The 25068-nt window shown below is 37.8% G+C and carries 22 protein-coding genes and 1 pseudogene; 21 read left to right on the top strand and 2 right to left on the bottom strand.

Annotated features, from left to right (window positions below; translation table 11 throughout):
* Positions 1-10 precede the first annotated feature (10 nt).
* From SG0102_RS11215 to SG0102_RS11165, 12 genes and pseudogenes are all read left to right on the top strand, one after another.
* Positions 11-928, top strand: coding sequence for a LicD family protein (locus tag SG0102_RS11215; protein WP_125120006.1), 918 nt, complete (start codon positions 11-13; stop codon positions 926-928).
* Entirely contained in the window at positions 925-1743 is an 819-nt protein-coding gene (locus SG0102_RS11210; RefSeq protein ID WP_125120005.1) for a LicD family protein, read from the top strand. The genes SG0102_RS11215 and SG0102_RS11210 overlap by 4 nt, the downstream gene beginning before the upstream one ends.
* A gap of 102 nt (positions 1744-1845) precedes the next feature.
* Positions 1846-2241, top strand: a complete 396-nt coding sequence (gene tagD / locus SG0102_RS11205) for a glycerol-3-phosphate cytidylyltransferase (RefSeq protein ID WP_125120004.1) — start codon at positions 1846-1848, stop codon at positions 2239-2241.
* Between the two features lie 50 nt (positions 2242-2291).
* Entirely contained in the window at positions 2292-3194 is a 903-nt protein-coding gene (locus tag SG0102_RS11200; RefSeq protein ID WP_125120003.1) for a glycosyltransferase family 2 protein, read from the top strand.
* An 11-nt stretch (positions 3195-3205) separates the two neighbouring features.
* On the top strand, positions 3206-4678 hold the full coding sequence (locus tag SG0102_RS11195; protein ID WP_125120002.1) for an oligosaccharide flippase family protein: 1473 nt from the start codon (positions 3206-3208) through the stop codon (positions 4676-4678).
* A gap of 6 nt (positions 4679-4684) precedes the next feature.
* Complete coding sequence (locus SG0102_RS11190) at positions 4685-5905, top strand: hypothetical protein (protein ID WP_125120001.1); 1221 nt, start codon at positions 4685-4687, stop codon at positions 5903-5905.
* On the top strand, positions 5898-6398 hold the full coding sequence (locus tag SG0102_RS11185) for a hypothetical protein (RefSeq protein ID WP_125120000.1): 501 nt from the start codon (positions 5898-5900) through the stop codon (positions 6396-6398). Before SG0102_RS11190 ends, SG0102_RS11185 begins: the two co-directional genes overlap by 8 nt.
* Positions 6399-6413: 15 nt before the next feature.
* Entirely contained in the window at positions 6414-7220 is an 807-nt protein-coding gene (locus SG0102_RS11180; protein ID WP_125119999.1) for a transporter substrate-binding domain-containing protein, read from the top strand.
* A gap of 4 nt (positions 7221-7224) precedes the next feature.
* Positions 7225-8163, top strand: a complete 939-nt coding sequence (locus SG0102_RS11175) for a LicD family protein (RefSeq protein WP_125119998.1) — start codon at positions 7225-7227, stop codon at positions 8161-8163.
* A pseudogene (locus tag SG0102_RS15755) lies at positions 8160-9146 on the top strand (NAD(P)H-dependent glycerol-3-phosphate dehydrogenase); the annotation flags it as partial. The gene SG0102_RS11175 and the pseudogene SG0102_RS15755, both read left to right, overlap by 4 nt.
* 75 nt (positions 9147-9221) lie before the next feature.
* Entirely contained in the window at positions 9222-9620 is a 399-nt protein-coding gene (gene tagD / locus SG0102_RS15750) for a glycerol-3-phosphate cytidylyltransferase (protein ID WP_231999888.1), read from the top strand.
* Positions 9621-9859: 239 nt separating this feature from the next.
* On the top strand, positions 9860-11683 hold the full coding sequence (locus SG0102_RS11165; RefSeq protein WP_125119996.1) for an LTA synthase family protein: 1824 nt from the start codon (positions 9860-9862) through the stop codon (positions 11681-11683).
* Between the two features lie 32 nt (positions 11684-11715).
* On the opposite strand, the gene SG0102_RS11160 is transcribed toward SG0102_RS11165, so the two are convergent.
* The gene (locus SG0102_RS11160; RefSeq protein ID WP_125119995.1) at positions 11716-12615 is read right to left on the bottom strand and encodes a diacylglycerol/lipid kinase family protein; all 900 of its coding nucleotides are present in this window, start codon (positions 12613-12615) and stop codon (positions 11716-11718) included.
* A gap of 245 nt (positions 12616-12860) precedes the next feature.
* Here SG0102_RS11160 and pgsA point away from each other — a divergent pair, with 245 nt between their 5' ends.
* From pgsA to SG0102_RS11115, 9 genes are all read left to right on the top strand, one after another.
* The gene (gene pgsA, locus SG0102_RS11155) at positions 12861-13451 is read left to right on the top strand and encodes a CDP-diacylglycerol--glycerol-3-phosphate 3-phosphatidyltransferase (protein ID WP_125119994.1); all 591 of its coding nucleotides are present in this window, start codon (positions 12861-12863) and stop codon (positions 13449-13451) included.
* A gap of 9 nt (positions 13452-13460) precedes the next feature.
* Positions 13461-14120 carry an acyltransferase gene (locus SG0102_RS11150; RefSeq protein WP_125119993.1) on the top strand — a complete coding sequence of 220 codons (660 nt, stop codon included), beginning with the start codon at positions 13461-13463 and terminating at the stop codon, positions 14118-14120.
* Positions 14121-14570: 450 nt separating this feature from the next.
* Entirely contained in the window at positions 14571-15860 is a 1290-nt protein-coding gene (locus tag SG0102_RS11145) for a transposase (RefSeq protein WP_125119992.1), read from the top strand.
* 247 nt (positions 15861-16107) lie between these two features.
* Positions 16108-16506, top strand: coding sequence for a GtrA family protein (locus SG0102_RS11140; RefSeq protein ID WP_125119991.1), 399 nt, complete (start codon positions 16108-16110; stop codon positions 16504-16506).
* Between the two features lie 14 nt (positions 16507-16520).
* Positions 16521-17450 (top strand): glycosyltransferase family 2 protein, encoded by a 930-nt coding sequence (locus SG0102_RS11135; RefSeq protein WP_125119990.1) that lies wholly within the window; start codon positions 16521-16523, stop codon positions 17448-17450.
* The gene (locus SG0102_RS11130; RefSeq protein ID WP_162300203.1) at positions 17450-19900 is read left to right on the top strand and encodes a YfhO family protein; all 2451 of its coding nucleotides are present in this window, start codon (positions 17450-17452) and stop codon (positions 19898-19900) included. The genes SG0102_RS11135 and SG0102_RS11130 overlap by 1 nt, the downstream gene beginning before the upstream one ends.
* Positions 19893-22412 carry a YfhO family protein gene (locus SG0102_RS11125; protein WP_125119988.1) on the top strand — a complete coding sequence of 840 codons (2520 nt, stop codon included), beginning with the start codon at positions 19893-19895 and terminating at the stop codon, positions 22410-22412. The genes SG0102_RS11130 and SG0102_RS11125 overlap by 8 nt, the downstream gene beginning before the upstream one ends.
* Positions 22409-23344, top strand: coding sequence for a GDSL-type esterase/lipase family protein (locus SG0102_RS11120; RefSeq protein ID WP_125119987.1), 936 nt, complete (start codon positions 22409-22411; stop codon positions 23342-23344). Before SG0102_RS11125 ends, SG0102_RS11120 begins: the two co-directional genes overlap by 4 nt.
* Positions 23341-24018 carry a hypothetical protein gene (locus SG0102_RS11115; RefSeq protein ID WP_125119986.1) on the top strand — a complete coding sequence of 226 codons (678 nt, stop codon included), beginning with the start codon at positions 23341-23343 and terminating at the stop codon, positions 24016-24018. Before SG0102_RS11120 ends, SG0102_RS11115 begins: the two co-directional genes overlap by 4 nt.
* Positions 24019-24038: 20 nt before the next feature.
* Here the strand turns inward: SG0102_RS11115 and SG0102_RS11110 are convergent, their stop codons facing one another.
* Positions 24039-25043, bottom strand: a complete 1005-nt coding sequence (locus SG0102_RS11110; protein ID WP_125119985.1) for a pilus assembly protein N-terminal domain-containing protein — start codon at positions 25041-25043, stop codon at positions 24039-24041.
* Between the last annotated feature and the right edge of the window lie 25 nt (positions 25044-25068).

The raw sequence follows: 25068 nt of genomic DNA, 5'->3' as shown, positions 1-25068 counted from the left end.
AGGTTGCGACATGGCAGAAAAAGACGGATTTAAAGTTCTTAAGATGGGTTTTGATGAGGATAAAGTGATTTATGTCAAAGGCGAAACACTGAAAAAGCTGCAGCACGTCATCCTTGGCATGTTAAGCGATTTTATTGAAGCCTGTAAAGATAATAATATCAATTATTCCTTATCTGGCGGCTCGATTTTAGGGGCAGTACGTCATCAAGGCTTTATTCCCTGGGATGATGATGTTGATATTAATATTTCACGGAAAGACTTTAATAAACTAAAAAAAGTCTTTCCTCAGGCGCTTGGGGATAAGTATAACTTATATGCTCCAGAAGATGCCAAAGGACATGGGATGTCATTAGCCCAAATGAAAAAGAAGGGGACAGTTTATCGTTCCTTCAATGAATTAGATAAAGAAGATTCAGGCATTACAATGGATTTATTTGTCGTCGAAAATACGCCAAACAATGCGGTTTTAAGAAAACTGCATGGGATGCTTTGTCTGGCTTATGGCTATATGTTGACTTGTCGAAAGACGTATGAAGACTTGCCAGAAATCAAAAAGTATGTCAAAGAAGGGGAAGCTTTAAAGACATTTGAAAAGAAAGCAAAAATCGGTTCTTTCTTGCGTTTTATGTCCTTAGATCATTTAACCAGACGCACCATTTCTATTTATTCGCTCTGCCACAATGATCATTCCAAATATGTGACGATTCCTAGCGGCCGCAAGCATTACTTTGGCGAAATGCAGGAACGTGATCACTTATTAAAAGTGAAAGAAGTGCCTTTTGAAACGATCAAAGCCAATATTCCAGAAGATCCGGTGCCTTATTTATTAGCCCTTTATGGCAAAACCTATATGGAAGTGCCGCCGGTTGAAAAACGTGAACAGCACCCATTAATGGCTTTAGACTTAGGAGAAGGAGAAGACAAATGAGTGAATTTCCAATGCAAAAATTACATAAAGTCGAACTTCTCTTAGCGAAAGAGTTAGATCGCATTTGTCAGAAATATGATCTTAAGTATTTCATGTTAGCGGGGACGCTCTTAGGCGCGATCCGTCATAAAGGTTTTATCCCATGGGATGAAGACATGGATTTTGGCATGATGCGCAAAGATTATGAAAAGTTCTTAGAAGTCGCACCGCAAGAATTAGATCCACAGGTCTTTTTCCTGCAGACGTTAGATAGTGATGATCATTATCCCAAAGCCTATGCCAAGTTACGCTTAGTCAATACTCATATTAAGGAATATACCATGCGTAACTGTGACTGTATGGATGGGATCTTCATTGATCTTTTCCCGATGGACTTCGTTCCTGAAGATCCGCAGGCGCAGAAAAAAGCCCAGAAACAGCGTTTCTTATGGAATGCGATGTTAGATTTTAAATGCGGGAATGATTCCATTTTGAATCATAAAGAAGTCATTCGTAAAACTTTACGTTTTGCCTCTCATTTCTTTAGCCGTAAGCATATGGTCAATAAAAAGAAAGAAATCTATGGCCATGTGAATGATCAGCCTACTGATCAAATCGTCACAGCGCAAGGCAGTTATGGTTATTTTAAGGAAATTATTCCTTATGCCTATACCAAAGAGATTGTTTACTATCCTTTTGAAGATTTACAGTTACCTGGCTTTAAAGATTATGATGGCTATTTAACAAGCTTCTATCATGATTATATGCAGATTCCTCCTAAGTCAGCCCAAAACAAGCATACGATCTTAAAACTTGATTTTGGACCTTATGAATAGTGTTAAAGTACAAGCCTATACAATCAGTATTCAATAATATAAATATAAAGTAGTGTTTATAAATTTCATAAATTAGATAGTTATGATGGAGAAGGAAAAACAATGAAAAGAGTTATTACTTATGGAACATTTGATATGTTGCATTATGGACATATCAATTTACTACGGCGCGCAAAAGAATTGGGCGATTACCTAATTGTAGCCGTATCAACAGATGAATTTAATGATAAATGTAAGTCAAAGAAATGTTATTTTTCATATGAGAAAAGAAAAACCTTAGTAGAAGCGGTTCGTTATGTAGATTTAGTGATTCCTGAAGAGAGCTGGGATCAAAAAATAAAGGATGTTCATGATTATCATATTGATACATTCGTTATTGGTGATGACTGGAAGGGAAAATTCGATTTCTTAGAAGATGAAGGCATTGAGGTCGTTTACTTGCCACGCACACCAGAAATATCATCAACACAGATTAAATCTGATTTGAATGAAAAATAAAGCACATAATAACATTTACGCTGTTATAGAGTGCTTGTTAGGAGAGATCTATGGAAACGGAGAACAAAGTTGGAATAGTACTGGTTACATATAATCGTCTAAAACTGCTATTACAGGCAATAGACGCATTATTAAACCAGACATATCGCAATGCGGATATTTTAATTATTAATAATGCGTCTACAGACGATACTGAAGAACAGTTAAAACCCTATGTCGAGCGCGGAGATATTATTTATTTCAATACGGGTAAAAATCTTGGTGGAGCTGGCGGCTTTAATTATGGACTCAAAACTGCCTATGAAAAAGGGTATAAGTATTTTTGGATGATGGATGATGATTCTATTGCTGAACCTGATGCATTAGAAAAATTGGTAAAAGCTAGTGAATTCATGAAAGGAAAATACAGTTATTTATCAAATTATGTTTACTGGCGCGATGGCTCGCCTTGTAAAATGAATGCGCCACAGATCGCTGATGACTGGATGCAGGATGCCAATCTTTCATATGATGGACTTATTCGTATTCAAAGAGCCACATTTGTTGGTTTTTTTACCAATAGAGAAATTGTTGAAAAGGTTGGATTACCAATTAAAGAATTCTTCATCTGGAGTGATGATACGAATTATTGCTGGCGTTGTAATAAAATTGCTCCTGGCTATCTTGTCAGTGATGCAAAGGTCGAGCATCGTATTGTAACGAATGCAGACGCGGATATTGTAACTGATGATACGGATCGATTATCACGGTATGTGTATGCATTTAGAAATAGGGCATATAATTATCGGATGGTTGGAATTCAAAGTAAATACAAAATCTATGTCCTTAGAAAATTCCTGCAAATATTAAAACATAGCAAAAATGGAAAGTGGAAAAGAATTCGCGTTATGATGAAAGGTGTTCGTCAAGGGAAGCATTTCAATCCCCCAATCGAATATGTAAATAAACGCTAGAGGATCTAGTAATGAAGAAATCTAGTTTAAAGAGGACAAGTTTAAAGAAAAATCTCGCTTTGAGTATGTTTTATCAGATTCTTAAGATTATCACGCCTTTCATTACAGCTCCCTATGTTTCTCGTGTTTTAGGGGTTGCCAATCTTGGTATTTATAGTGCTACAAATTCAATAGCAATGTATTTTACGTTATTTGGCGGACTTGGGACAGTCACTTATGGAACGCGGGAGATTGCGCGTGTTCGTCATGATGAAAACCAGCGTTCACAGCTATTCTGGGAAATTGAAATTTTATCGGTGATTACAACTACGATTTCAATTGTCGTATGGGCTATCTTTACAATGTTTAATACGCAATATCGCGGTTACTATCTGGTTCTTACTTTTAACCTGCTGGCAGTTATGTTTGATATTTCCTGGTTTTATGCAGGCATTGAAAAATTTCAGTATACTGTCGGATGGAACTCATTTTTTAAAATTGCTAGTGTGATCGCTTTATTTATCTTTGTCAAGAAACCAAGTGATTTGCTGGTTTATATGTTTATTATGGCTTTCCAGAATTTCGCAGGAAATGTAGGCATGTGGACAGGCTTGCATAAGTTTGTTCATAAAATTGATTTTAAGACAGTTACATTAAAGAAACATTTCCATGAAACGCTTGTTTACTTCATTCCTACCATTGCAACAAGTGTCTATAATGTTATGGATAAGACAATGATTTGGGTTATAACCAGAAATGCGAAGGAAAATGGTTTCTATGAAAATGCAAATAAAGTTCTTGATATGACGAAAACATTAACTTTTGTAGCATTAAACAGTGTTATGACTTCGCGTATTTCTTTTCTTTATGCGCAAGAACGATTTGATGAAATTAAAGAAGGCATTCGTAATTCAATTGACTATGTCTTATTCATGGGCATTGGTTTTCTTTTTGGTCTAGCTGGAGTAGCACATGTATTTGTACCTGTTTTCTTTGGCAAGCATTGGGATAAAACAGCTGAACTGTTGATTATTATGGCCCCTGTAGTAGTCATCATCGGGATTAGTAACTGCTTAGGAGCCCAATATTATACGCCAAGCGGACGTCGAAAAGAGAGTGCTAAGTATATTATTATTGGTGCCATTACAAACTTTATTTTAAATAGTTTTATGATCCCATTTTTGCAAAGCTATGGGGCTGCAATCGCTACCGTGATTGCCGAAGTTGTAATTACTTTCTTTTATGTCAAAAATGATGCCGGCTATCTTACATGGAAAGATATTTTCACCAGAGGCTGGAAGAAACTGATTGCTGGCAGCTGTATGTTTGGTGCTATCATGCTAGTGAGATTGCTAATTCATCAGCAAGTGATTTCCCTGCTTTTAATGATTATTGTCGGTGTTATGGTCTATGTTGGTATTTTATTCATGCTTAAAGATAGCTTCATGGATACTGGTAAGATATTATTAAAAGTAGCAAAGAATAAGAAAAAAGCGAAAGGATAGTCAGGAATGAATAAATTAAATCATTTGAAACAAAATCTTCTTGTAATTCTTGCCAATGAGAGGATCACTTTTTTAATCTTTATTCTCTATTATATCGGTCGCATTGGTGCTTATACGACCTTTGGAACTCAATGGCCGATTACTGATAAAGGGTTTCAGCTCTTAAGAATGTTAGGGGCTATCTATTTTGCCCTACAAACTATTAGGCTAGGAATGGGATATCTTAAGGATAAGCATTCTTTAAAGCAGATAATGATTATGGTAGGATTTTTGATTCTCGCTGTTTCTATGGGAATAAATGTCTTTGTCTATGGATCATATTTGTATTTAACAGATTTGCTGATCGGATTTACATTATCGCATATTTCACTGAGAAAGAATCTCAAGGTTCGCTGTTATTTGTTCTTTGGCGTATGTATTTTTATTCCATTGCTTTGTGCCCTGGGCATTTTGACGAACCTCATGACTTTGCGTGGTGAAACAATGCGTTATGCCTTAGGGTTTGACTATACGACAAGAATATCTGGTATTTTTGGTTTTGCGACACTATACTACTGTTGCCTGAAGCGTTTTGACTTGAGGTTTGAAGAGATATTCATGCTGGTATTCTCATCGCTGTTGATTAACCTCTTAACTGATACACGTACATATTTCTTCCTTGAATTAGGATTCGCTCTTTTAGCAATTATGAAACACTATCGTCTGATTGACCGTTTCAAAAAAGTTTTCTTAGCAATAGAAACATTGTTCGTACATTTTATGCCATTAGCAAGTATTATGACATTGCTACTGACATTATGTTATCGTTACGGTGGTATTTTTGTTAAAATTGATAAGGTTTTATCAAGCCGCCTCTCTCAGGTTTATGCGGATCTGATTAACTATGGATTATATCCTTTTGGGGTGAAGTTCTCAATGTATGGTAATGGCGGTTCCCAGGTGAATATCACCAATTTGTTTGGTTCAAACTATGTTGATGCAGGCTTTTTACAGTTGCTGATTCTCATTGGTTTTGTCCCATTTATCATTACAATTATCATGATGTACTTTAGTATTTTTCATTTCTATCAGAAGAAAATGCATTATGAACTGTTCATAAGTTTCATAATTGTCTTTTTGTCTATGTTTTCAGCTGGCATGATGAGTGCTGAATCAGTTATGTACATTTTAATGTTCTATGGCTTAAGAGAAATATATAATGCAAATAGGAGGGTTCAAAGTGAATAATAAATTAAATTATATCCTGCGGACTCTTATGGTCGTTATTCTGACTGTTTGTCTGGTTGTCATTGCCAGGATGTATAAATCGTTACCTCATGATAATTACGTTTTTGATTCAAAGACATATGATGAATTTGATTTAAATCAGCTTAACCATTTTGCTTTTGAAGATTATACTGTCACGGATCAAAAGATAACTTGTCGAGGCTGGTTTGCTTTAGATAATGCCAAAGCTTCAGAGTGTAAAGAAATGCAGGTTTTTCTTGTCAGCAAAAATACGCATATGTTCTATAAGATGAATACAATTCGTCAGAATCGAAATGATGTTGATACATATTTACGTAAACGTATTGTCAATCCTCAGGAATATTTAGAGAGTGGCTTTACTGCTTATATTAATCGATCAAAACTTCCTGCAGGAGTATATGACTATTATATTTATTATCGTGCAGATTCAGTAAAGGTTATGACGAAACTGCCTTATCGAATTCTTATTTAGGAAGGTACATAAACAATGAAAAAAAAGATAATGAAAGCTTTTATTTCCTGCATGATAATAGTAGGAATCAGCGGTTGTAAGTCAGCTAACAGTAATGCTGGTAAATCGGCTTCAGATCGTGGTAGTACAATTGTTTTTGGGATGGCAAAAAGTAATGCACCTTATTCTTATTATAAGAATGGTAAACTGACGGGATACGATATCGAAGCAGCCAGGGCGATTGCTAAAAAGATGGGCTATAAGGCGAAATTTAAAGTGATGAATAGCGCCTTATTGACTAAGGCCCTTGATCAAGGAGAGATCGATGCAACTGGTAATCAGCAGGTTGTTGAATATTTACTTAATACCAAGAAAGATGAAAAACCGCCTTATTGGTTTACACCTGAATACAAGTTTTCACGTCTCGTGGTGGTAGCACGCAGCAGTAACACATCAATTAAACATTTCGATGATATGAGAAATTTAAAGATGGCAATGACGACAGGTGACTTCTTTGAGCAGTCAGTTCTCAGCGATGGAGGTATTATTGTGCCATGTAAAGATTTTGATGAATGTGTTGATAAAGTGCTTAATAATCAGGCTGTTGGAACAATGAATGATCTTCAGACATATCAGTATTATCACAACAAATACCCTGGAAAAAAGGTGAAGCCAGTTGTTATCTCTGCTTCATTGTTCCCAATGACATTTATGTTAAGTCAGGAAAACGAAGACTTAAGCAATAAAATGACCAGCGCTATTAACAGTTTGCAATCTAATGGAACGTTTACAAAGATTTCAATGAAATATTTCCATCAAGATATTTCAAGAAAGGATCGGTAAATATATGGTAGATTTAAAAATTGAATTACCTCCTCATTTTTTAGAAGGTGAAATGCGTAATGGCTATGAGGTCACTCCTCAGGCTAAAGCATTGTGGGCTATTGAATTAGATTTATTGGCTGAGTTTAATCGTGTATGTAAAAAGTATGATTTGAAGTACTCAGCCACTGGCGGAACAATGTTAGGTGCTGTTCGTCATCATGGTTTTATTCCTTGGGATGATGATATCGATTTAATGATGCTCAGAGATGATTATGAAAGATTATGCAAGATTGCGTCTGCCGAATTCAAAGAACCTTATTTCTTTCAGACTGAATATACTGATCCTGGCAGTTTGCGGCGTCACGCTCAGCTGCGTAACAGTCAGACAACGGCAATTAGACAGGTAGAAGAGCAATGGCACTATTCATTTAATCAAGGAATTTTCATTGATATTTTCCCAGTTGATGCGGTCATTGATGATAAAGAGAAGTTTCAAAAACAGCGTAATGAAGCAATGGCGATGAAGAAATCATATATGGAAAAGGCCAAATGGACAGTACGCTATCATGATGGTCCTAATGTATTTAAGAATGTTTTAAAGAGAACTGTTAAGTTAGCAAAGAATGTGATTCATAGAGATCATCTCGATTATCAAAAGGATTACCATCGCTTTGAAAATATCTGTGCTCGTTATAATAATGAAGAGACAAAATATTTGTCATTATTAAGCTTTCAGTTTGATAATCCAAAACATTATAAGACACGAGCAGGTTGGCAAAATATTGAATATGTGCCTTTTGAATTTATGAAGATCCCAATTACAGCGGATTATGATGAAGTCTTAAAAATACAGTATGGAGATTATATGGTCATGAAACAGGTTGGTGCTATTCATGGTGATCTGATCATAGATACGGACCATTCTTATAAAGATTATTGGAAAAGAGGAAATAAGAAATGAGTAAAATTGGTGTATTAGGTTCTGGTACCTGGGGGATGGCTTTAGCGAGAATGCTAGCAAATTCAAATCATGATGTGACAGTTTGGTCAGCCCTACCACAGGAAATTGATCATCTCGTGGCAACACATAAGCATCCAAATCTGCCAGATATGGTTATTCCTGAATCTTTGAAATATACGAAAAGTATTGAGGAGATCTGTCAGGGCCGAGATATTTTGTTATTTGCAGTGCCTTCAGTCTTTGTACGTTCAACGACAAAAAATGCTGCTCCTTATATCAAAAATGGTCAAATTATTGTCGATGTTGCTAAAGGTATTGAAACAGATACTATGATGACAATGTCACAGGTGATCAGGGATGAATTGAGAAAGGTCAATAAAGAAGCGAAAGTAGTAGCTCTATCGGGTCCAACCCATGCCGAAGAAGTCGCTATTGATTTACCTACGACTATTGTTTCTGCTTGCCCTGATTTAGAAACAGCTGAATATGTTCAAGATGTCTTTATGAACACTTGCATGCGTGTTTATACGAATCCTGATGTGCTTGGTGTAGAATTATGCGGTGCCGTAAAGAATATCATTGCTTTAGGAACAGGTATTGCAGCTGGACTAGGTTATGGCGACAACACAAAAGCTGCGTTAATGACAAGGGGCATGGCTGAACTAACGCGTTTAGGTACAGCTATGGGTTGTAATCATGAAACTTTCTCAGGCTTAGCAGGAATGGGTGATTTAATTGTCACGGCTACTTCTGTACATTCTCGAAACAACAAATGTGGTCACCTTATTGGTCAAGGAAAAAGCGTAGAAGAAGCAAAGAAGGAAGTTGGCATGGTTGTCGAAGGTATTAACGCTATTCCAGCAGTTATGCAACTTGCCAAGAATTATCATGTGGAAATGCCAATTGTCAATGCGGTTTATGAAATCATTGAAAAGGGTATTTCACCTAAAGATGTTGTCATGAAGCTCATGAGTCGTGATAAACGTTCTGAAGTAACACACTCTTTAGCGGATGTTCATTTTGAACAAGCCTTATTAGATAACTCCCATCATACCGGGATGCGTCGTGTCATTACTTACGGGACTTTTGATTTATTACACTATGGACATATCAACTTACTTAAACGTGCTAAAGCTTTAGGTGATTATTTAATCGTAGCTTTATCAACGGATGAATTCAATTCGTTAATGAAAGGAAAACACACTTATTTTAGCTATGAACAGCGTAAACAGTTACTTGAAGCGATCCGTTATGTTGATTTAGTCATTCCAGAAGAAAGCTGGGAGCAGAAGAGAAGTGATATGCATGAATATCATGTCGATACTTTCGCCATCGGTGACGACTGGGAAGGCAAGTTTGACTTCTTAAAAGAAGAAGGAGTCAATGTCGTTTATTTGCCACGGACACCGGAAATTAGTACAACTCAAATCAAAGAATCGCTTCATAAGAAGGATTAATCCTAGGTTCATCTCGCTTGAGATGAACCTTTTTATGAATTGGATGAATTTAAGCAAATATTGTTAATGGTTATTGTTTTTAATCATTTGCTTTAGTTACAAATTGGCAGCTCTCATAGTTATGCTACATTTAAGGAATTTTAGGTTATTATGTGAAAATAACGAAATTTGAACTTTTCTTTATTGGTGGTGTATAATACCACTGTTTAGATTATGTAAACGAAAGGAAAAGTTTATTTATGAAAAGAAATAAGAATAGTCAACCAGGCAAAGTCCGTATTATCTTGGCTTTTGTCTTTAGTTTCCTCTTTCTGTTATTAGGCTTAGCAGCCCGCTGGGGCTCCGCTACTTGGGGAAACTTATCAATGGATGAATTGATCTTCACGTTAACCCAGCCATTAACCGGCACAGGGCAGGGGATGATCCCTAATTTTATTAAGGCAGCGGTCATTCCAACGATTGTCATTATTGTTTTATCAATTCTGCTCTATCGCTTCTGCGCGAAGCGACAGCATGCCAAAGCCATGCTCAATATTATGTTTATTGTCTCATGTTTAGTCGTATGCGTATTTGGTTATGGCTTCTTATCTAAATTAGATATTATCAATTATCTGATTGATCAAAACACCGAATCAACTTTTATTAAAGATAACTACGTCAATCCGAAAACCGCACAGATTACCTTCCCATCCAAAAAACGTAACCTCATCTACATTTATCTGGAATCGATGGAAATGACTTCCTCAGATAAGAAAAATGGCGGCGCGTTTAAACAGGATGTGATTCCTGAATTAACCAAGTTATCAAAGGAGAATGAAAACTTCTCGGGGAATACATCGACTTTAAATGGCGGGTATTCCTTACCTGGATCCACGTGGACGATGGGGGCCTTATTTGCCCAGAGTTCGGGGCTGCCACTTAAGACTGATTTAGGGCAAAATGCGATGCAGACCCAGAAGACATTCTTCCCAAGTTTAACAACTTTAGGCGATATTCTCGCTAAACAAAATTATCATCAGACTTTTATGATTGGTTCCAATGGCGCTTTCAGCGGCCGCAGTACTTATTATAAGGATCATGGTAACTTTGATATCGAAGATTATAATGCGGCGATCAGGGAAAAAGAAATTCCTAGCAATTATAAAGTTTTCTGGGGTTATGAAGATGAAAAGCTGTTTGCCTTATCAAAACAGAAACTTACAAAATTAGCGCAGTCTTCACAGCCTTTCAACTTTACTATGTTAACGGTAGATACGCATTTCCCAAATGGCTATAAATGTCGTTTGTGTAAAAATGAGTTTGATAGCCAGTACCTCAATGTGATGGCATGTTCATCAAGACAGGTTACGGCATTCGTGAAATGGATTCAGGCTCAGCCATGGTATCAGAATACCACAATTGTCATCAATGGGGATCACCCAACGATGTCTAAAAGCTATACTTCAATGGTGCCATCAAGTTATCAGCGGAAAACATATACAACCTATATTAATGCGGCCGTTAAACCGGCAACTCATAAACGCCGCACTTATGCGACGATGGATAACTTTCCAACAACTTTAGCTGCTTTAGGAGCGACGATTAAGGGCAACCGTTTAGGGTTAGGGACAAACTTATTCTCTAATACGGAAACGTTAAGTGAAAAGTACGGTTATGAGAAAGAAACGCAGGAATTAAGACGAACATCTAGCTACTTAGATTCTTTAGAAAAGGTAACGGACACCACCGCTGCGAAAGAGTTCTACTATAACGAAGCGAAGAAGTTTGGTCATAAGACGTTATTAGAAGTGAAGAAAGTCGATGGTACGAAAGTCACTGCACGGATTACTGATTTTAGACATGATAAAAAGATTGCCCGTGTCAATTTACGTGCTTCTAAAAATAAGAGCATTACGCCTTATATCAGTACGACAATGAAGTGCTTAGATGCCAAGAATGCGATTTATGAAGCAACGATTGATGTCGCTTCATTAAATACAAAGAAACTGTATATTGAAGTTTCCTATGATGATAAGGAAAATATCAATTATCCATTAGCAAGAAAACAAGTAACATTAAAGTAAAATGACGTGCCTAGCGGCACGTCATTTGCATCTTAATTTGATTTTGGCATAATTAGGTTAATCGCCTGATGCAGACATTTGATTTCTAATGGGAAGGTTGAGCCCTCTTCACCATCAACATCATAGAGAATATCTTTATCACATTCGATATGAATATTCGAAGCCTGCACATAATCAATACGTGAATTGTCTAAGAGCTTTCCAATCGCTAAATCTTTTAAGGCATTTAATAATTCCGCCACATTAGACTTCTTGATAATTAATAAATCTAACTTGCCGTCTTCAACACTAGCAATTGGGGTAATCCCTTTAAAACCGCCGACAGACTGTGAGTTAGCAACTAAGAATAAGCTGGCATCTTCTTCAAACTGCGCTTCATCAGCCGTGATCTTTAAATGTAAGTTCATCGCTAACTGCTGTGGCAGCTGGGAGAAGCCGGCAATATAATAAGCTAATGGGCCCCACGTATTTTTATCTTTACTCTTAACCTGGAAGGCGATATCACTAAACATCCCGCCCGCTACGACATTGGCAAAGATTTTTCCCTGTACTTCACCGACATCGATCTTTTCGGTATGGAAATCATTGATCATATCGACAAAAGGCTGAGATTTTAATGGTAAGTTTAAGTAATTGGCAAAGTCGTTCACGGTCCCTGCTGGAATCAGCGCGACAGGTGTTTCACTGCCTGACTTGATAATACCGCCTAAACATTCATTTACGGTGCCATCACCACCGACTGAAACGATGAAATCATACTCACCTTTCTTAACGGCACGGCATCTTTCAAAAGCATCGTTATTGCCCTTCGTAAAAAACGTATCCACATGATCGACCTTGGTCTGTAAAATCAGGTCGCCAATAAAGGTATTCAAACTTTTATGAAACGCCTGTGTCCCTGACACAGGGTTAATAACAAATAAGCACTTCATAGGTTTCCTCCAATCAATACCTATAGTTTACTAGAAATTTTCATAGTGGTAAATATGCAATTTTACAAAAATGACTAGCTTTCTTAACAGAAACGAAAGATTCATACGAGAATTTTTATAATTTCTCCCCATTTTCATAAAAAACGTGTACAATAGGGAGAGGGATAAGGAGGTCATTTTTTTATTTGTGAAGTACATCGTTTTTTGATATAGTAGAGACAATAAGTAAGGAAAGAAGGAAATATATGAATTTACCAAATAAGCTGACCGTGATTCGCTTGCTCTTGGTACCGGTATTTATTGTGGTTTACCTAGTACCTGAGGCATTGTCAATGCATGTGCCGGTCTATCATGTTTTAGGGACGAGCATGTCACTGGTAGATATTCTATCATTCGTCATTTTCGCGTTAGCATCCATCACTGATTTTCTTGATGGCAAGTTAGCAAGAAAAAATAATTTAGTTACCACATTCGGCAAATTTGTCGATCCTGTCGCTGATAAGATGTTAGTCAATTCAGCCTTAATTTTATTAACTGTTGATGGCAAAATTCCTGTCGTCTTATTAATTATCATGGTTTTAAGAGATACATTAGTGGATGCGGTTAGATTTTTAGCCGCTAACCATAATATTGTCATCGCCGCAAGTATTTGGGGCAAAGCCAAAACCATGACCCAGATGGTTGCCATCTGTCTGCTTTTACTCAATAACCCAATCTTTGCCTATATTGGATTACCATTAGATACCATCCTGATCTATTTAGCAACGATCTTCTCAGTCTTCTCAGGCATCAATTATCTTAATGGCAGTAAAGAATTTATTTTAGAAAGCATGTAGGAGAAACATATGTACACAATTAAAGATTTATATGATTTAGATCATACCTTAGCTAAAGATTATTTATCACAGTTTACTTATCCTTGGGAAGCTTTAGCCGGCATTAAAGAAATGATTGTCAAACTTGGTGAAAGCTTACCAAAAGAAGAATACAATGAAGTCAAACCACATGTTTGGGTCCATAAAACAGCGACTGTTTTTGATTCTGCTTATTTAGGTGATCCTTGCATCATCGGTCCGCGCACCGAAGTACGTCAGTGTGCTTTTATCCGTGGAGCAGCTCTTGTTGGCGCCGACTGCGTAGTTGGGAACTCAACCGAATTAAAGAATGTCATCTTATTCGATCATGTGCAGACACCTCATTATAATTATGTTGGTGATTCCATCTTAGGTTACTATTCACACACTGGTGCTGGTGCCATCACTTCTAATGTGAAGTCAGACAAGAAATTAGTCGTTGTGAAAAATGGTGATGAAAAGATCGAAACAGGCTTAAAGAAGATGGGCGCGATGTTAGGTGACTATGTCGAAGTTGGCTGTAACTCAGTGCTCAATCCTGGAACCGTGATTGGTCGTCATTCTAATGTTTATCCAACCTCATGTGTGAGAGGCGTCATCCCAGAAAATTCCATTTTCAAAAATAATGGTACAGTCGTTACGAAAAAGTAACGGCTTTTTTCTTTGATTTAACGTTTACTATTATAAACGCTATTGCGAACATGCCTTCTCTTTCATCTTTGCTGTACAATTTTGGCGCTTTGTATTATTTTGAGTTCCGGTATTCAAAAGAAATATAAAATATAATCAGATTCGAACAGAAATATTCGAAAAAACTTATTCACAATTTTTAATTGAAAAAACTGCATTTTTAAAAGTTATTCACCGCCATGAATCTTCTCGGCGGTGATTTTTGACTGTTTCTATAAGATATTCACAAAAGGCTGGACTTCACGCCCTAGTTTTAGTCGTTCTGTCCACAAAGGCTAAAAAAATTGGAATGATAGACACCACAAGACAGTGGGCAATTTTTCCAATTTCTTTTGAATTATTGCGGGAAATCTCACTTTTCATTTATAATAAAGTTGAGTAAGTAAACATAATAAAAAGGAGACTTCCCCTATGAGTTATTATACTACAGACGTATACGAGATAAAAAGAGAAATCACCATATTCAGTTCCAAAATATCAAAAAATTTAAAAAAGGCTACGAGCAACTTCGTGCTCGATATGCAGTATGGAATAGCCAAGAAAACTTCTGTGCTTACTACCGAAATAGCTAGAGCTCTTGATGAAAGCATTAAGTTAAAAAACACATCCGAAAGACTTTGCGATAATATGGAAAACATAGAAGAAGACGAAATTGAAACGATCAAAAACAACTACTACGCCATCGTTAGAGAAAATGTCTTTATCGATAAGGATGACAAGGTTGTTGTTCTGTTTGATGACAGTGAAATCGCTAAGCCATATGGCAAAAAGTTCGAGGACCTTTGCCGTGTAAGAGATGCAAGTCAGCCCAAGACAACACTAGTTAATGGATATCATGTTTGTGAGGCGGTGGCGCTCTCTTCAAACAATAAACAGCCGATACCATTATATAGCTACATCTATTCTACTGATTCTAATGGACATAAGTCTATGCCTGATGAAACGATTAAATCACTTGACGCAATGAAAACCATACTTAAGCATCCTATTTCAGGCATTTTTGATAGAGGATATGATTCAAATACCTTCTTTAAATATTTTGCAGAACACCCGGATGATGACTTTGTCATTAGACTTAAGGGTAATAGAAATGTAATCGTTAAGGGTCATGAGGTTTTGGTTTCAAAAATGGCGGAAGATCGAAAAGGAAAGGTTAATATGACGCTGTTCTTTGAAAGTGAAAACAAGGAAGTTAAGTTGTCCCATACAAGAGTGGGACTCCCATGCATTGAAGGCAGCAAAAAGGCATATACAATAATTTTTTGCTACGGACTATCAGAAGAAGAACCACTTTTACTCATCACAAACAGACATGTTAATGATAAGAAGGATGTAATAACAATAGCTAGAGAATATTTTTATCGCTGGCGAATTGAGGAAAATTTCCGACACACTAAGTCTGAATATGATTGGGAAAATATGCGTGTAAGAACGCTTAAGAAAATGAATGTGCTGAACCTCATGCTTATGATCAGAGTCGGGCATGTAGCGCTAATGGCGAACAAGGTTGATGAAAGCCTCTTGGCGATAAAAATGATTGAAAGAAGTAAATCGCTTAGAGCTGATGTGTGCGTATGGATCTATCAGATCACTAGGGGGATAAAGGAAGCTCTAGCATATGCCCAAAAGGGAATTCAACACTTTAAGCATATAGAGAAACGAAAACCTAGCAGGCAGCTTGAAATTTGGGAGTTTCTTTAGGAAAACAGCAAATACGTAGCTTAAAAGGTGCTAAAAAAGCAGTAAAGTTTTTAAGTACGCAAAATTAACAAGTTAGCTTGGCAATATCCTAAATTAATGGTTTAGGACCACATATACATAAATTATATAGCACAAAATTATTTTGAGGTTGAAAATCAGCATTAAAATACCGGAACTCAAATGTATTATACGTTGTTTTCATATCGTCTTTATGTTAGAATTTTCCTGTTAAAGGAAAGAAAAAATCATGAATGCAATTAAAAAATTAATCCATAATGAAGCCTTTAAATACTTAGTCATTGGCGGCTGTACGACGCTTGTCAATCTGGTTGTATTTGGGCTGCTTGTCCATATTCACCTCAATGTCACGATTGCGAATATTATCTCGATTGCCGTATCTATTTTATTTGCCTATGTGACCAATAAACTGATTGTCTTTGGCTCTCATTGTGACAGCTTTGGTGAAGTGCTCATAGAATGTGCTAAATTTGTAAGTGCGCGTTTATTAACGATGGTCATCGAAGTCGGCGGCGTGTATTTATTTGTGAACATCATCGGCCAGGCGGCGATGATTGGAAAACTTGAAACTCAGGTTATTGTCATTGTTGGCAATTACTTTATCAGTAAATTTTTTGTGTTTAAATAGGGAAGGAGTCTATCATGTCTCAGGAAACAATCTCCCTCGTTGTACCCTGTTACAACGAAGAAGCAACCATAGAAATCTTTTATCATGAAGTCTTAAAATACGAAAAACAGATGCCTGCACAGCTGGAATTCTGCTTTGTAGATGATGGGTCATCAGATCGTACCATTGCCATTTTACGAAAGCTAGCGGCGCAGGATTCACGCGTTCACTATGTCTCATTTTCCCGTAACTTTGGGAAAGAAGCGGGCCTTTATGCGGGCTTAGAGCTTGCAACGGGTGATTACGTGGCGACAATGGATGTGGATTTACAGGATCCGCCATATTTACTGCCGGAAATGTATCGCATCGTCAAAGAAGAAGGCTATGACTGCGTTGCCACCAAACGTTCTACCCGTAAAGGGGAACCCGTCGTACGTTCTTTCTTTGCCCGGATGTTCTATCGTATCATTAACCGAATGTCAGATACCGAAATCGTCGATGGGGCACGAGATTATCGTTTTATGAGTCGTCAAATGGTCAATGCAATTATTGAAGATGGCGAATATAACCGTTTCTCTAAAGGAATCTTCTCATGGGTTGGCTTTAACACCAAATGGCTGTCTTATGAAAATATTGAACGTTCAGCAGGGCAAACCAAATGGTCATTCTGGGGCTTATTTAAATACTCTATTGAAGGTATTCTGGCTTATTCAACAGTGCCGCTTTATATCTCTTCATTTATTGGCGTAGCTTTATTTATTTTATCCATCATTGCTTTTATTTTTATCATCATCAAGAAACTTGTTTGGGGTGATCCTGTTCAGGGCTGGGCTTCGATGGTTTGTATTCTGCTCTTTTTAGGCGGCATTATTCTCTTATGTTTAGGTATTATTGGTCTTTATGTCTCTAAGATCTATCTGGAAACGAAGAAGCGTCAGATTTACATTGTAAAGGAAAAGAAATGATGAAAAAACATCTTATCCCGCTTTACTCTTTACTCATTACAGCGCTGTTGATTACAAGTTATATGCTCTTTATGGGTTATGCACCTTTTGGCATCAAAACCCTCGCTTCGCATGATGCTTATATTCAGTACTTAGAGCTCTTTGCCCATTTTAAGGATATCCTTGAAGGCCAAGCCTCCTTAGCATCAAGCTTTGCGAAAGGCATTGGCGGAGAGGGGATAGGTGTTTATAGCTATTACCTTGCTTCGCCTTGGTCTTTACTTGTGACGTTCTTCTCTAAAAGCAGTTTACCTGCTTTTTATAATATGTTAGTGATCATCAAGTTATCCTTAGCCTCGTCTCTGATGACTTATTATTTAGACAAACGTTTTGCCCTTAAAGGCTTATTATCATGCCTGTTAGGCTTATCCTATGGTTTATCACAATATGGTTTGGCTCAATCCATCAGCATGATGTGGTTAGACGGCATGTACATGATGCCGCTGATTATGCTGGGGATAGACCACTGTCTTCGTGATAAAAAGATTGCTTTATTATCCATCAGTGTAGGCTTAGCGATTATCTTTAACTGGTATGCGGGAGCGATCTGCGCTCTGATGAGCATTCTTGTCTGCGTTTTGGAATTACTTTTACAGTATTGTGATGATCATCAGTTAAAAGCCTTTTTTTCATCACTAGGACGTTATATTTTTGCGATGATCGCAGGCGTGATGATCAGCGGTATTCTCTTTATCCCTACGGTATTAGCGATGCAGACCAATAGCCGTTCGTCTTTTGATTTTTCGCTTTTAGCGCCAACATTAAGAGCTTCGATGGTCACATTAGTCTCCTCTTATTATTTAGGCGCTCAGTCCACAGAACAGGTTGTCTCCTTATATATGGGCACTTTGCCATTGGCGGGGACACTGGCAATGTTATATGCCAGACATATCACGAAAAGCGAGAAATTGGTTATTGTTCTTTTTTTACTGATGATCGCTTTATGTTTCTACTTTCAGCCATTTTATATGGTTTTTAGCTTATTTGTGAAACCAGGTTCTTTCTGGTGTCGTTTCTCTTATATTGGCACGGCTTCTTTAGCGATGATCGCCGGCTTCTACTTCAGTCGCCGAAAGATTGATGATGCTCCAATAACTTATGGCTTGATCGCTTTTATGGGCTGTTTTCTCTTATTATCATATAAAAATATCACTGCTTTGAAAGTTACGACTTTAGCCATGATGCTGCTGATTGGTTTGCTTTATGATATGAGTAAAGATCGCAAAGTGTTTATGTGTGTCATGAGTGTATTATGCGTCAGTGAACTGACGATCAATATGCATGAACTCTTTGCATCAATGAAAAATAATGAATCAGATCACTTTGCGCAATATGTGCAAGCAGGCCTCAAACAAAAACAGGCCCTTATACATTATGATGATTCCTACTATCGGATCAATCAGACAGAAGGGATGTTGACAAGTCCCCTGCATACAAGCGCTTATCTCAATGATGGTTATCTCTTTCATGAACCTACGCTCACGAGTTATGTTTCGGCTCAGTCAAGTCGGACATTAGAGATGTTAGATCATCTTGGTTACCGCCAGGTCGCTTCACGCATGACCATTGTGACAAATAGTGTCTTAACCGCGGATAGTTTACTAGGTGTGAAATATGTTTTATCTAAAGCTCCTCTTGAAGGATTCAATAAAACGACAATTCCTCTCTATAATGGCCGCAGAGTCTATGAGAATCCCTATGTTTTGCCGTTAGCTTTTACATATAAAAATCAGCCGAAAAGGTGGTCACATCGTAATTTATTTACGTATACGAATGCGCTTTACAGTATGCTTGCAGGAAAGAAGATGACACTTTATAAAAAATGCCATTATACCAAACAAGTTGGAGATCATAAAGTCACCTATACCATCATTAAGACTAAGGATTCTATCCTTTATGGAAATATCTATACTACAAAACATATGCTTGGCGCATTACAATTGGGAAAGATCAAACAAGGGTATTCAAGCTTTTTAGGTCCATCAGTATTTTATGTACCGGGGAATAAAGTGACTTATACTTATCAAAAACAAGCAAAGTTTTCAGAGGATTTCTATGCTTTAGATATAAATGCGTTCAAGCAAGCCTCACAGCGCATTCAAAAAAATAAAGCGCAAATCATGCATTTTAAAGATGGAAATGTGCAGGTAAAAGTGAATGCGAAAAAACAAACCTCATTATTTTTAAGTATCCCCGCTGATGCGAACTGGGAGGCTTATGTCGATGGTAAGAAAGTGCCTATTCAAAAAGTGGATCAGACATTTATGTCTATTTCACTTACGCAGGGCTCTCATACCATTACATTAAAAGCGCATATTCGTGGCTTTATGCTTGGCCTTTGCTCATCATTAGCTGGTTTTTTACTCATTATTTTCTATTCTGTTTTACGAAAGGAGAAGCATTATGCATAAAAAGAAAAAAGGATTATATGGGTTTAGCGCCCTGATCCTTCCTATGCTCTTATTAATCGGTTTCTTTGCGCTGCGCGGTTATGTGCCTTTTGGTCATAAAACCATTGTCCAAGGCGATGCCTACCGCCAGTATATTCAGCTCTTTGGTTATCTCAAAGACGTTTTAGCGGGGAAAAGCGCTCTTTCTTATAGCTTATCGAAAGGCTTAGGAGGGGAGAATATCGGTGTCTTCAGCTATTATTTAGCATCTCCTTTCAATCTTTTGGTGGTCTTTTTTCAAAAGTCTCAGCTGATTTCTTTCTATACATTACTCGTTATTCTAAAGTTAGGTTTAGCCTCATTAACGATGTATATCTATTTAACGAAACGTTTTGAAAAGCTGAATTCTCTTTACGCGACACTTTTAGGCATCGGTTTTTCCTTATCGCAATATGGCATTGCTCAGTCTCGCAGTATTATGTGGTTAGACGGCATGTATATGATGCCGCTTATGATGCTTGGCGTATATCAAAGCGTCCATCAGCGTAAACCGTATTTATTAGCCATTTCCACTGGTTTAAGCATCATCTTTAACTGGTATGTTGGGGCCATCAATTGCCTCTTTAGTATTGGTGTCGCTGCCTTTGAATTACTTGCGCTTTTAGCAGATCACGAAGGCATCAAAGCCTTTTTCAAAGGCTGGCTCAATTATATCTTCGCGATGGCGGTGGGCGTTATTTTAAGCTGCGTCCTCTTTTACCCCACGTACTTAGCGATGACGACCAGCTCCCGTTCAACCTTTGATTTTAGCTATTTTGCGAGCGTTATGCGTTCTAATATGTTAAGTGTGATCCCTTATTATCGGATTGGGACGATCTCCACAGCAAAAGATGTTTCGCTTTATAGCGGCGCTTTGGCTTTACTAGGCACTTTGGGCATTATTTATAGCCGTAATATCAAATTATCCAAAAAGATTATTTCCATTTTATTTATGGCTTTGATCTTACTATGCCTGTATTATCAGCCGCTTTATATGGTCTTTAGTCTTTTTGTCAATCCGGAATCATTCTGGTGTCGTTTCTCTTATATTGGCACAGCCTCATTAACGATGTTAAGCGGTCTGTATTTTAGTGAACGTAATACGGATGAAACCCCACTCATGATCGGCGCTTTCGTCTTTGTCATTGCCTTTCTGATTTTATTGCGTTATTTCCATATGCCTTGGGATGTCTATGCGCTTATGACGGCCGGTATTATTCTAGTGGAAGCCATTATCTTAGATGTGATGAATTTCCAAATGTATGTCCCCGTTTTAAAAATCGTCACCTGCCTAGCCGTTATGGCCGAATTACTCATGAATATCAATGGCATTTATCAGGTGCAAAATACGCCTGATGCGCGTATTTATCAAAACTATGTCACGCAGGGCTTAAAACAGATTGCGGCGATCCAAAAACAGGATCATTCCTTTTATCGGATTTCCCAGACAAATGGGATGGAAGTCGTTCGTAACAATCTCAATTCGTTCTATGATGATGCTTACTTAATGAACTATCGCAGTTTAAACAGCTATGTCTCAACCCAGAATTCCCATACACTTTCATTTTTAAATGCCTTAGGATATAAGAATGAGGTAGATCGTATGTCAATTGTGAATAGCAGTATCTTAGCGGCGGATAGTTTATTAGGGGCTAAATATATCATGTCCAAAACCCCATCCAAAGGTTTAAAGAAAACATCTATTCCTGGCTATAATGGTCGCACTGTTTATGAGAATCCTTATGTTTTCCCACAGGCTTTTACTTATAAGAAAGCAGAAGTCTTGCGTTATGATGGAAATCCATTCCGTTATACTAATAGCTTATTCTCAATGATTTATGGTAAGAAAATCACACTTTATAAGGAGCTAAAAACTGAGACAAAAAAACAGGGAAAATCCTACACTTATACGGTGCATTTACCAAAAGAGGATCATTACGCCATCTATGGAAAGATCTTAGCGCCGCACTATATGAATGCGACTCTCAATGTGAATGGCAACTATGAAACCGATTATATGGTCTGGTTAGCTCCGCATATGTTCCCTATTCCTTATAATAAACATGACAAAACAGCCTCTGTCACCATGACTTATGAAAAAGAAGACGAGACAAAAGCAGAATACTATGCCTTAGATCTTCATGTGTTAAAGAAAGTGCAAAAGGCGCTTCAAAAACGGGCACCAGCTAAATTGTCAATTATTAACACCAAAATTACTGCACAAGTCGAAGGTAAAATAGGTGAAAAATTGTATATCGGGGTGCCGGCTGATGCCAATTTGACCCTTTATATTAATGGCAAGAAAACCAAGAAAGAAAAATGTGAAGAGGCGATGATCAGCGTGCCTTTACAGGAAGGCAAGAATAACATTGTCATTACCGCTCGGGTACGCGGCTTGAAGAAAGGTTTATTAATGAGCGCGATCGGCGTGATGATTCTTTTAATTTATACCTATATCATGCGCCGCTTACAGAGAAGGGAAGCGAGGGCATGAACTTCAGACATCTGATTGCCATTCTTGTCGTCAGCTGTTTATTGATCGCGGCGGGCATCTATCAGTATTCCGAACATGGTTTGACGTCGATGGTCAATGAAATCTTTGGCCTGGTGAACTTATCACCAAATGAATTGACTTTAAATGTCCATGGGACGAAGCTGCTGAAACTCAATAACACAAAAGAAAAAGTGAAATGGGTCTCGGCGAATGCGAACATTGCCAGTGTCAATAAGTATGGCCGAGTCTTTGCCCATCACATTGGTGAAACGACTATTTATGCCGCCACTAAAGTGGCAAGCTATAAATGTCATGTCTTAGTGGATCGCAGTTATATTCATATGATTGACTGTGTTGGTGACAGCATCACTTATGGCACGGGCGTTGTCAAACAGCGTTCCCGCTACAGTTATCCCTCTTTATTAGATGATGCCTTTTCTTATGATGTGTATGTTCATAATTATGGAGCACCATCCCATACGATGCAGAAGGAAGGGGATCTTCCTTATGAAAAAACGGGCTTTCTGAAAAAAGTGGAACATGACCAGCCCGATGTGATTCTCTTGATGCTTGGCACTAATGATGCCAAAGATTATAACTGGAACAAGATGCGCCTGATTCGTGATTATATTGTCTTTGTGGAAAGACTGCAGAAGCTCACCAGCCATCCTGATGTCTATCTGATGATCCCTCCAGCCACCTGCATGACGCATCGCGGGAAAGCCACCCATGTCGTTGCCGATTATGTTGATGAACTGCCGGATCTGATTACAAAAATCGGGCAAATCACCCATACTCATGTGATTGATTTATACCATGTCACAAAAGGGCATAGTGATTATTACTTTGATAAAATTCATCCCAATGCTTTGGGCAATCAAAAGATCGTCCATAAAATTGTGCAAACGTTAGAAAAGGAGTATTACTTATGATGAAAAAAATGTTCACTGTCTTACTCATCATGGTCTTAATGCCGATTATACCGGTCCATGGGCAAAGCCGGATGGTCATTCGGCTTGATAACTATGCGGCTTTAAACAAAGCTTACTATGCATTTAAAGCCAAGAAACGTAAGAAATTACGCCTAAGAGAATATGATCCGCAAGTGACCAAATTATTAGAAAACGGCCAAAAGAAGAAAGTCAAAGGCTTTAAGTATAGTGCAAAAACCAATACTTTGACGATTACGAAGGTCAATAAACCAGCTTTAAAGCTCAATATTTATAATGCGGATGATTTCTTAAAAATCAAAATTGTTGGCAAAGTCCATCTGCGTAATATCGAAATGGCTGGCAAACGCAGTGTGCTCTCTTTTTCTGGCAAGAAGGGGACATTGATCTTAAGTGATCATAAACAGGTCTTTACCGATCCGCATGAAGCATTGATGACTTTTAATAACTTCAATCATATCAGTATCGCCTCATCGTTAAAGGTTAAGATGACCCGTATGAAAGTTTCACCATTACTTTCTTACTCCTATGTTGGTAAGAAAAATGCACAGATCTTAGCTTTCAAATCAATGACCAAAACAAAAAAGAGCTTCGTTGATGAAGCTCCGATGATGAGTATCATTCACCAGGGCAAAGCCCTGACGATTAACGGTTAGCTTAGGGCTAATCGTTTTTTTTAACGATAATCGCTGAAGTGGATGACGTAACTATTGTCATTATCGACAGACACCTTCTGGGTGAAGTTATAAGTCTGACCGCTTTGAACATTGAATAACATGATCGTACCGCTCTTGACGCTATGGCCTTTACTATCGTTGATGCTGTAATTGATAAAGACATGATTATCATTATCATCCGTGCCTAAGTTTTCAACTTTCACTTTACCCGTGATGGTCGCCGACGTACTGTCATCATCTGCAGTTGAAGTTACATTGACATTTGATAAAGTGGTGACTGCTGATAGGTGATCTGAGGTATAGGTTGAGAAGGTCCCTGGCAGATCATTATCAATCGTGAAGCTGGCACTATTGTCAGTAACTGTGACGGTAATCTCAGCACTTGTCTTATTGACGTTATCTTTTAATGTTAAAGTGGCGGTGCCGGCTTTTAAACCATTTAAGATGACTGTCTTGCCGTCATCTGAAAGATTTGCACTGACAATATCTTTATCCGCATTTGTAATCGACATCTTTGACACATCAGTTTTCGTCGTATACGTTAAGGTTGTATAAGCGCCCTGGGCGAGGGTGACCTTATTTGATGACACAGCTAACGTAGCTTTTGTGGTTGTCCCTTTTTTACCAATCTTTACATAACATGAATAATATGTTTTACCAATCTTGGCACTGACATACACATTACCATTTTTTACAGCGGTAACTTTCACGCTGTTTTTCGTCTTTTTTGATAATTTGACGCGGCCATTGGATGCCGACCACGCTGCTTTTGTCTTGGTGCCAGTTAACTTTAACGTGAAACTTGTGCCCACCGTCAAAGCTTTGGTTGTGCTATTTAACTTGATTGTTTGTTTTTTTGCTTTTTTCGTCGCTTTTTTCGTTGTCGCTTTCGCTGTTACTTTGGTATTTGTTTTCGTAGTGGTTTTCGCATTGACCGCACTGACTGATAAACTCATCGTACATGTCATCATGCTGGCGATCATTAATTTCTTGAATTGGTTCATAATCTAGCCTCCATTGCCCTTTATC

It is taken from the genome of Intestinibaculum porci, assembly GCF_003925875.1.
GTDB classification, from domain to species: domain Bacteria; phylum Bacillota_I; class Bacilli_A; order Erysipelotrichales; family Coprobacillaceae; genus Intestinibaculum; species Intestinibaculum porci.
The sequence above is the reverse complement of the archived record's forward strand: the minus strand, read 5'-3'. Positions and strand labels throughout refer to the sequence as shown.

What these genes read in the sequence shown, in the direction of transcription:
- SG0102_RS11215 (WP_125120006.1), top strand. Translation starts at nt 11, where the DNA reads ATGGCAGAAAAAGACGGATTTAAAGTTCTTAAGATGGGTTTTGATGAG.
- tagD (WP_231999888.1), top strand. Translation starts at nt 9,222, where the DNA reads ATGCGTCGTGTCATTACTTACGGGACTTTTGATTTATTACACTATGGA.
- SG0102_RS11200 (WP_125120003.1), top strand. Translation starts at nt 2,292, where the DNA reads ATGGAAACGGAGAACAAAGTTGGAATAGTACTGGTTACATATAATCGT.
- SG0102_RS11195 (WP_125120002.1), top strand. Translation starts at nt 3,206, where the DNA reads ATGAAGAAATCTAGTTTAAAGAGGACAAGTTTAAAGAAAAATCTCGCT.
- SG0102_RS11210 (WP_125120005.1), top strand. Translation starts at nt 925, where the DNA reads ATGAGTGAATTTCCAATGCAAAAATTACATAAAGTCGAACTTCTCTTA.
- SG0102_RS11140 (WP_125119991.1), top strand. Translation starts at nt 16,108, where the DNA reads ATGAATGCAATTAAAAAATTAATCCATAATGAAGCCTTTAAATACTTA.
- SG0102_RS11125 (WP_125119988.1), top strand. Translation starts at nt 19,893, where the DNA reads ATGCATAAAAAGAAAAAAGGATTATATGGGTTTAGCGCCCTGATCCTT.
- tagD (WP_125120004.1), top strand. Translation starts at nt 1,846, where the DNA reads ATGAAAAGAGTTATTACTTATGGAACATTTGATATGTTGCATTATGGA.
- SG0102_RS11190 (WP_125120001.1), top strand. Translation starts at nt 4,685, where the DNA reads ATGAATAAATTAAATCATTTGAAACAAAATCTTCTTGTAATTCTTGCC.
- SG0102_RS11160 (WP_125119995.1), bottom strand. Translation starts at nt 12,615, where the DNA reads ATGAAGTGCTTATTTGTTATTAACCCTGTGTCAGGGACACAGGCGTTT.
- SG0102_RS11165 (WP_125119996.1), top strand. Translation starts at nt 9,860, where the DNA reads ATGAAAAGAAATAAGAATAGTCAACCAGGCAAAGTCCGTATTATCTTG.
- SG0102_RS11180 (WP_125119999.1), top strand. Translation starts at nt 6,414, where the DNA reads ATGAAAAAAAAGATAATGAAAGCTTTTATTTCCTGCATGATAATAGTA.
- SG0102_RS11120 (WP_125119987.1), top strand. Translation starts at nt 22,409, where the DNA reads ATGAACTTCAGACATCTGATTGCCATTCTTGTCGTCAGCTGTTTATTG.
- SG0102_RS11175 (WP_125119998.1), top strand. Translation starts at nt 7,225, where the DNA reads ATGGTAGATTTAAAAATTGAATTACCTCCTCATTTTTTAGAAGGTGAA.
- SG0102_RS11130 (WP_162300203.1), top strand. Translation starts at nt 17,450, where the DNA reads ATGAAAAAACATCTTATCCCGCTTTACTCTTTACTCATTACAGCGCTG.
- SG0102_RS11135 (WP_125119990.1), top strand. Translation starts at nt 16,521, where the DNA reads ATGTCTCAGGAAACAATCTCCCTCGTTGTACCCTGTTACAACGAAGAA.
- pgsA (WP_125119994.1), top strand. Translation starts at nt 12,861, where the DNA reads ATGAATTTACCAAATAAGCTGACCGTGATTCGCTTGCTCTTGGTACCG.
- SG0102_RS11115 (WP_125119986.1), top strand. Translation starts at nt 23,341, where the DNA reads ATGATGAAAAAAATGTTCACTGTCTTACTCATCATGGTCTTAATGCCG.
- SG0102_RS11110 (WP_125119985.1), bottom strand. Translation starts at nt 25,043, where the DNA reads ATGAACCAATTCAAGAAATTAATGATCGCCAGCATGATGACATGTACG.
- SG0102_RS11145 (WP_125119992.1), top strand. Translation starts at nt 14,571, where the DNA reads ATGAGTTATTATACTACAGACGTATACGAGATAAAAAGAGAAATCACC.
- SG0102_RS11150 (WP_125119993.1), top strand. Translation starts at nt 13,461, where the DNA reads ATGTACACAATTAAAGATTTATATGATTTAGATCATACCTTAGCTAAA.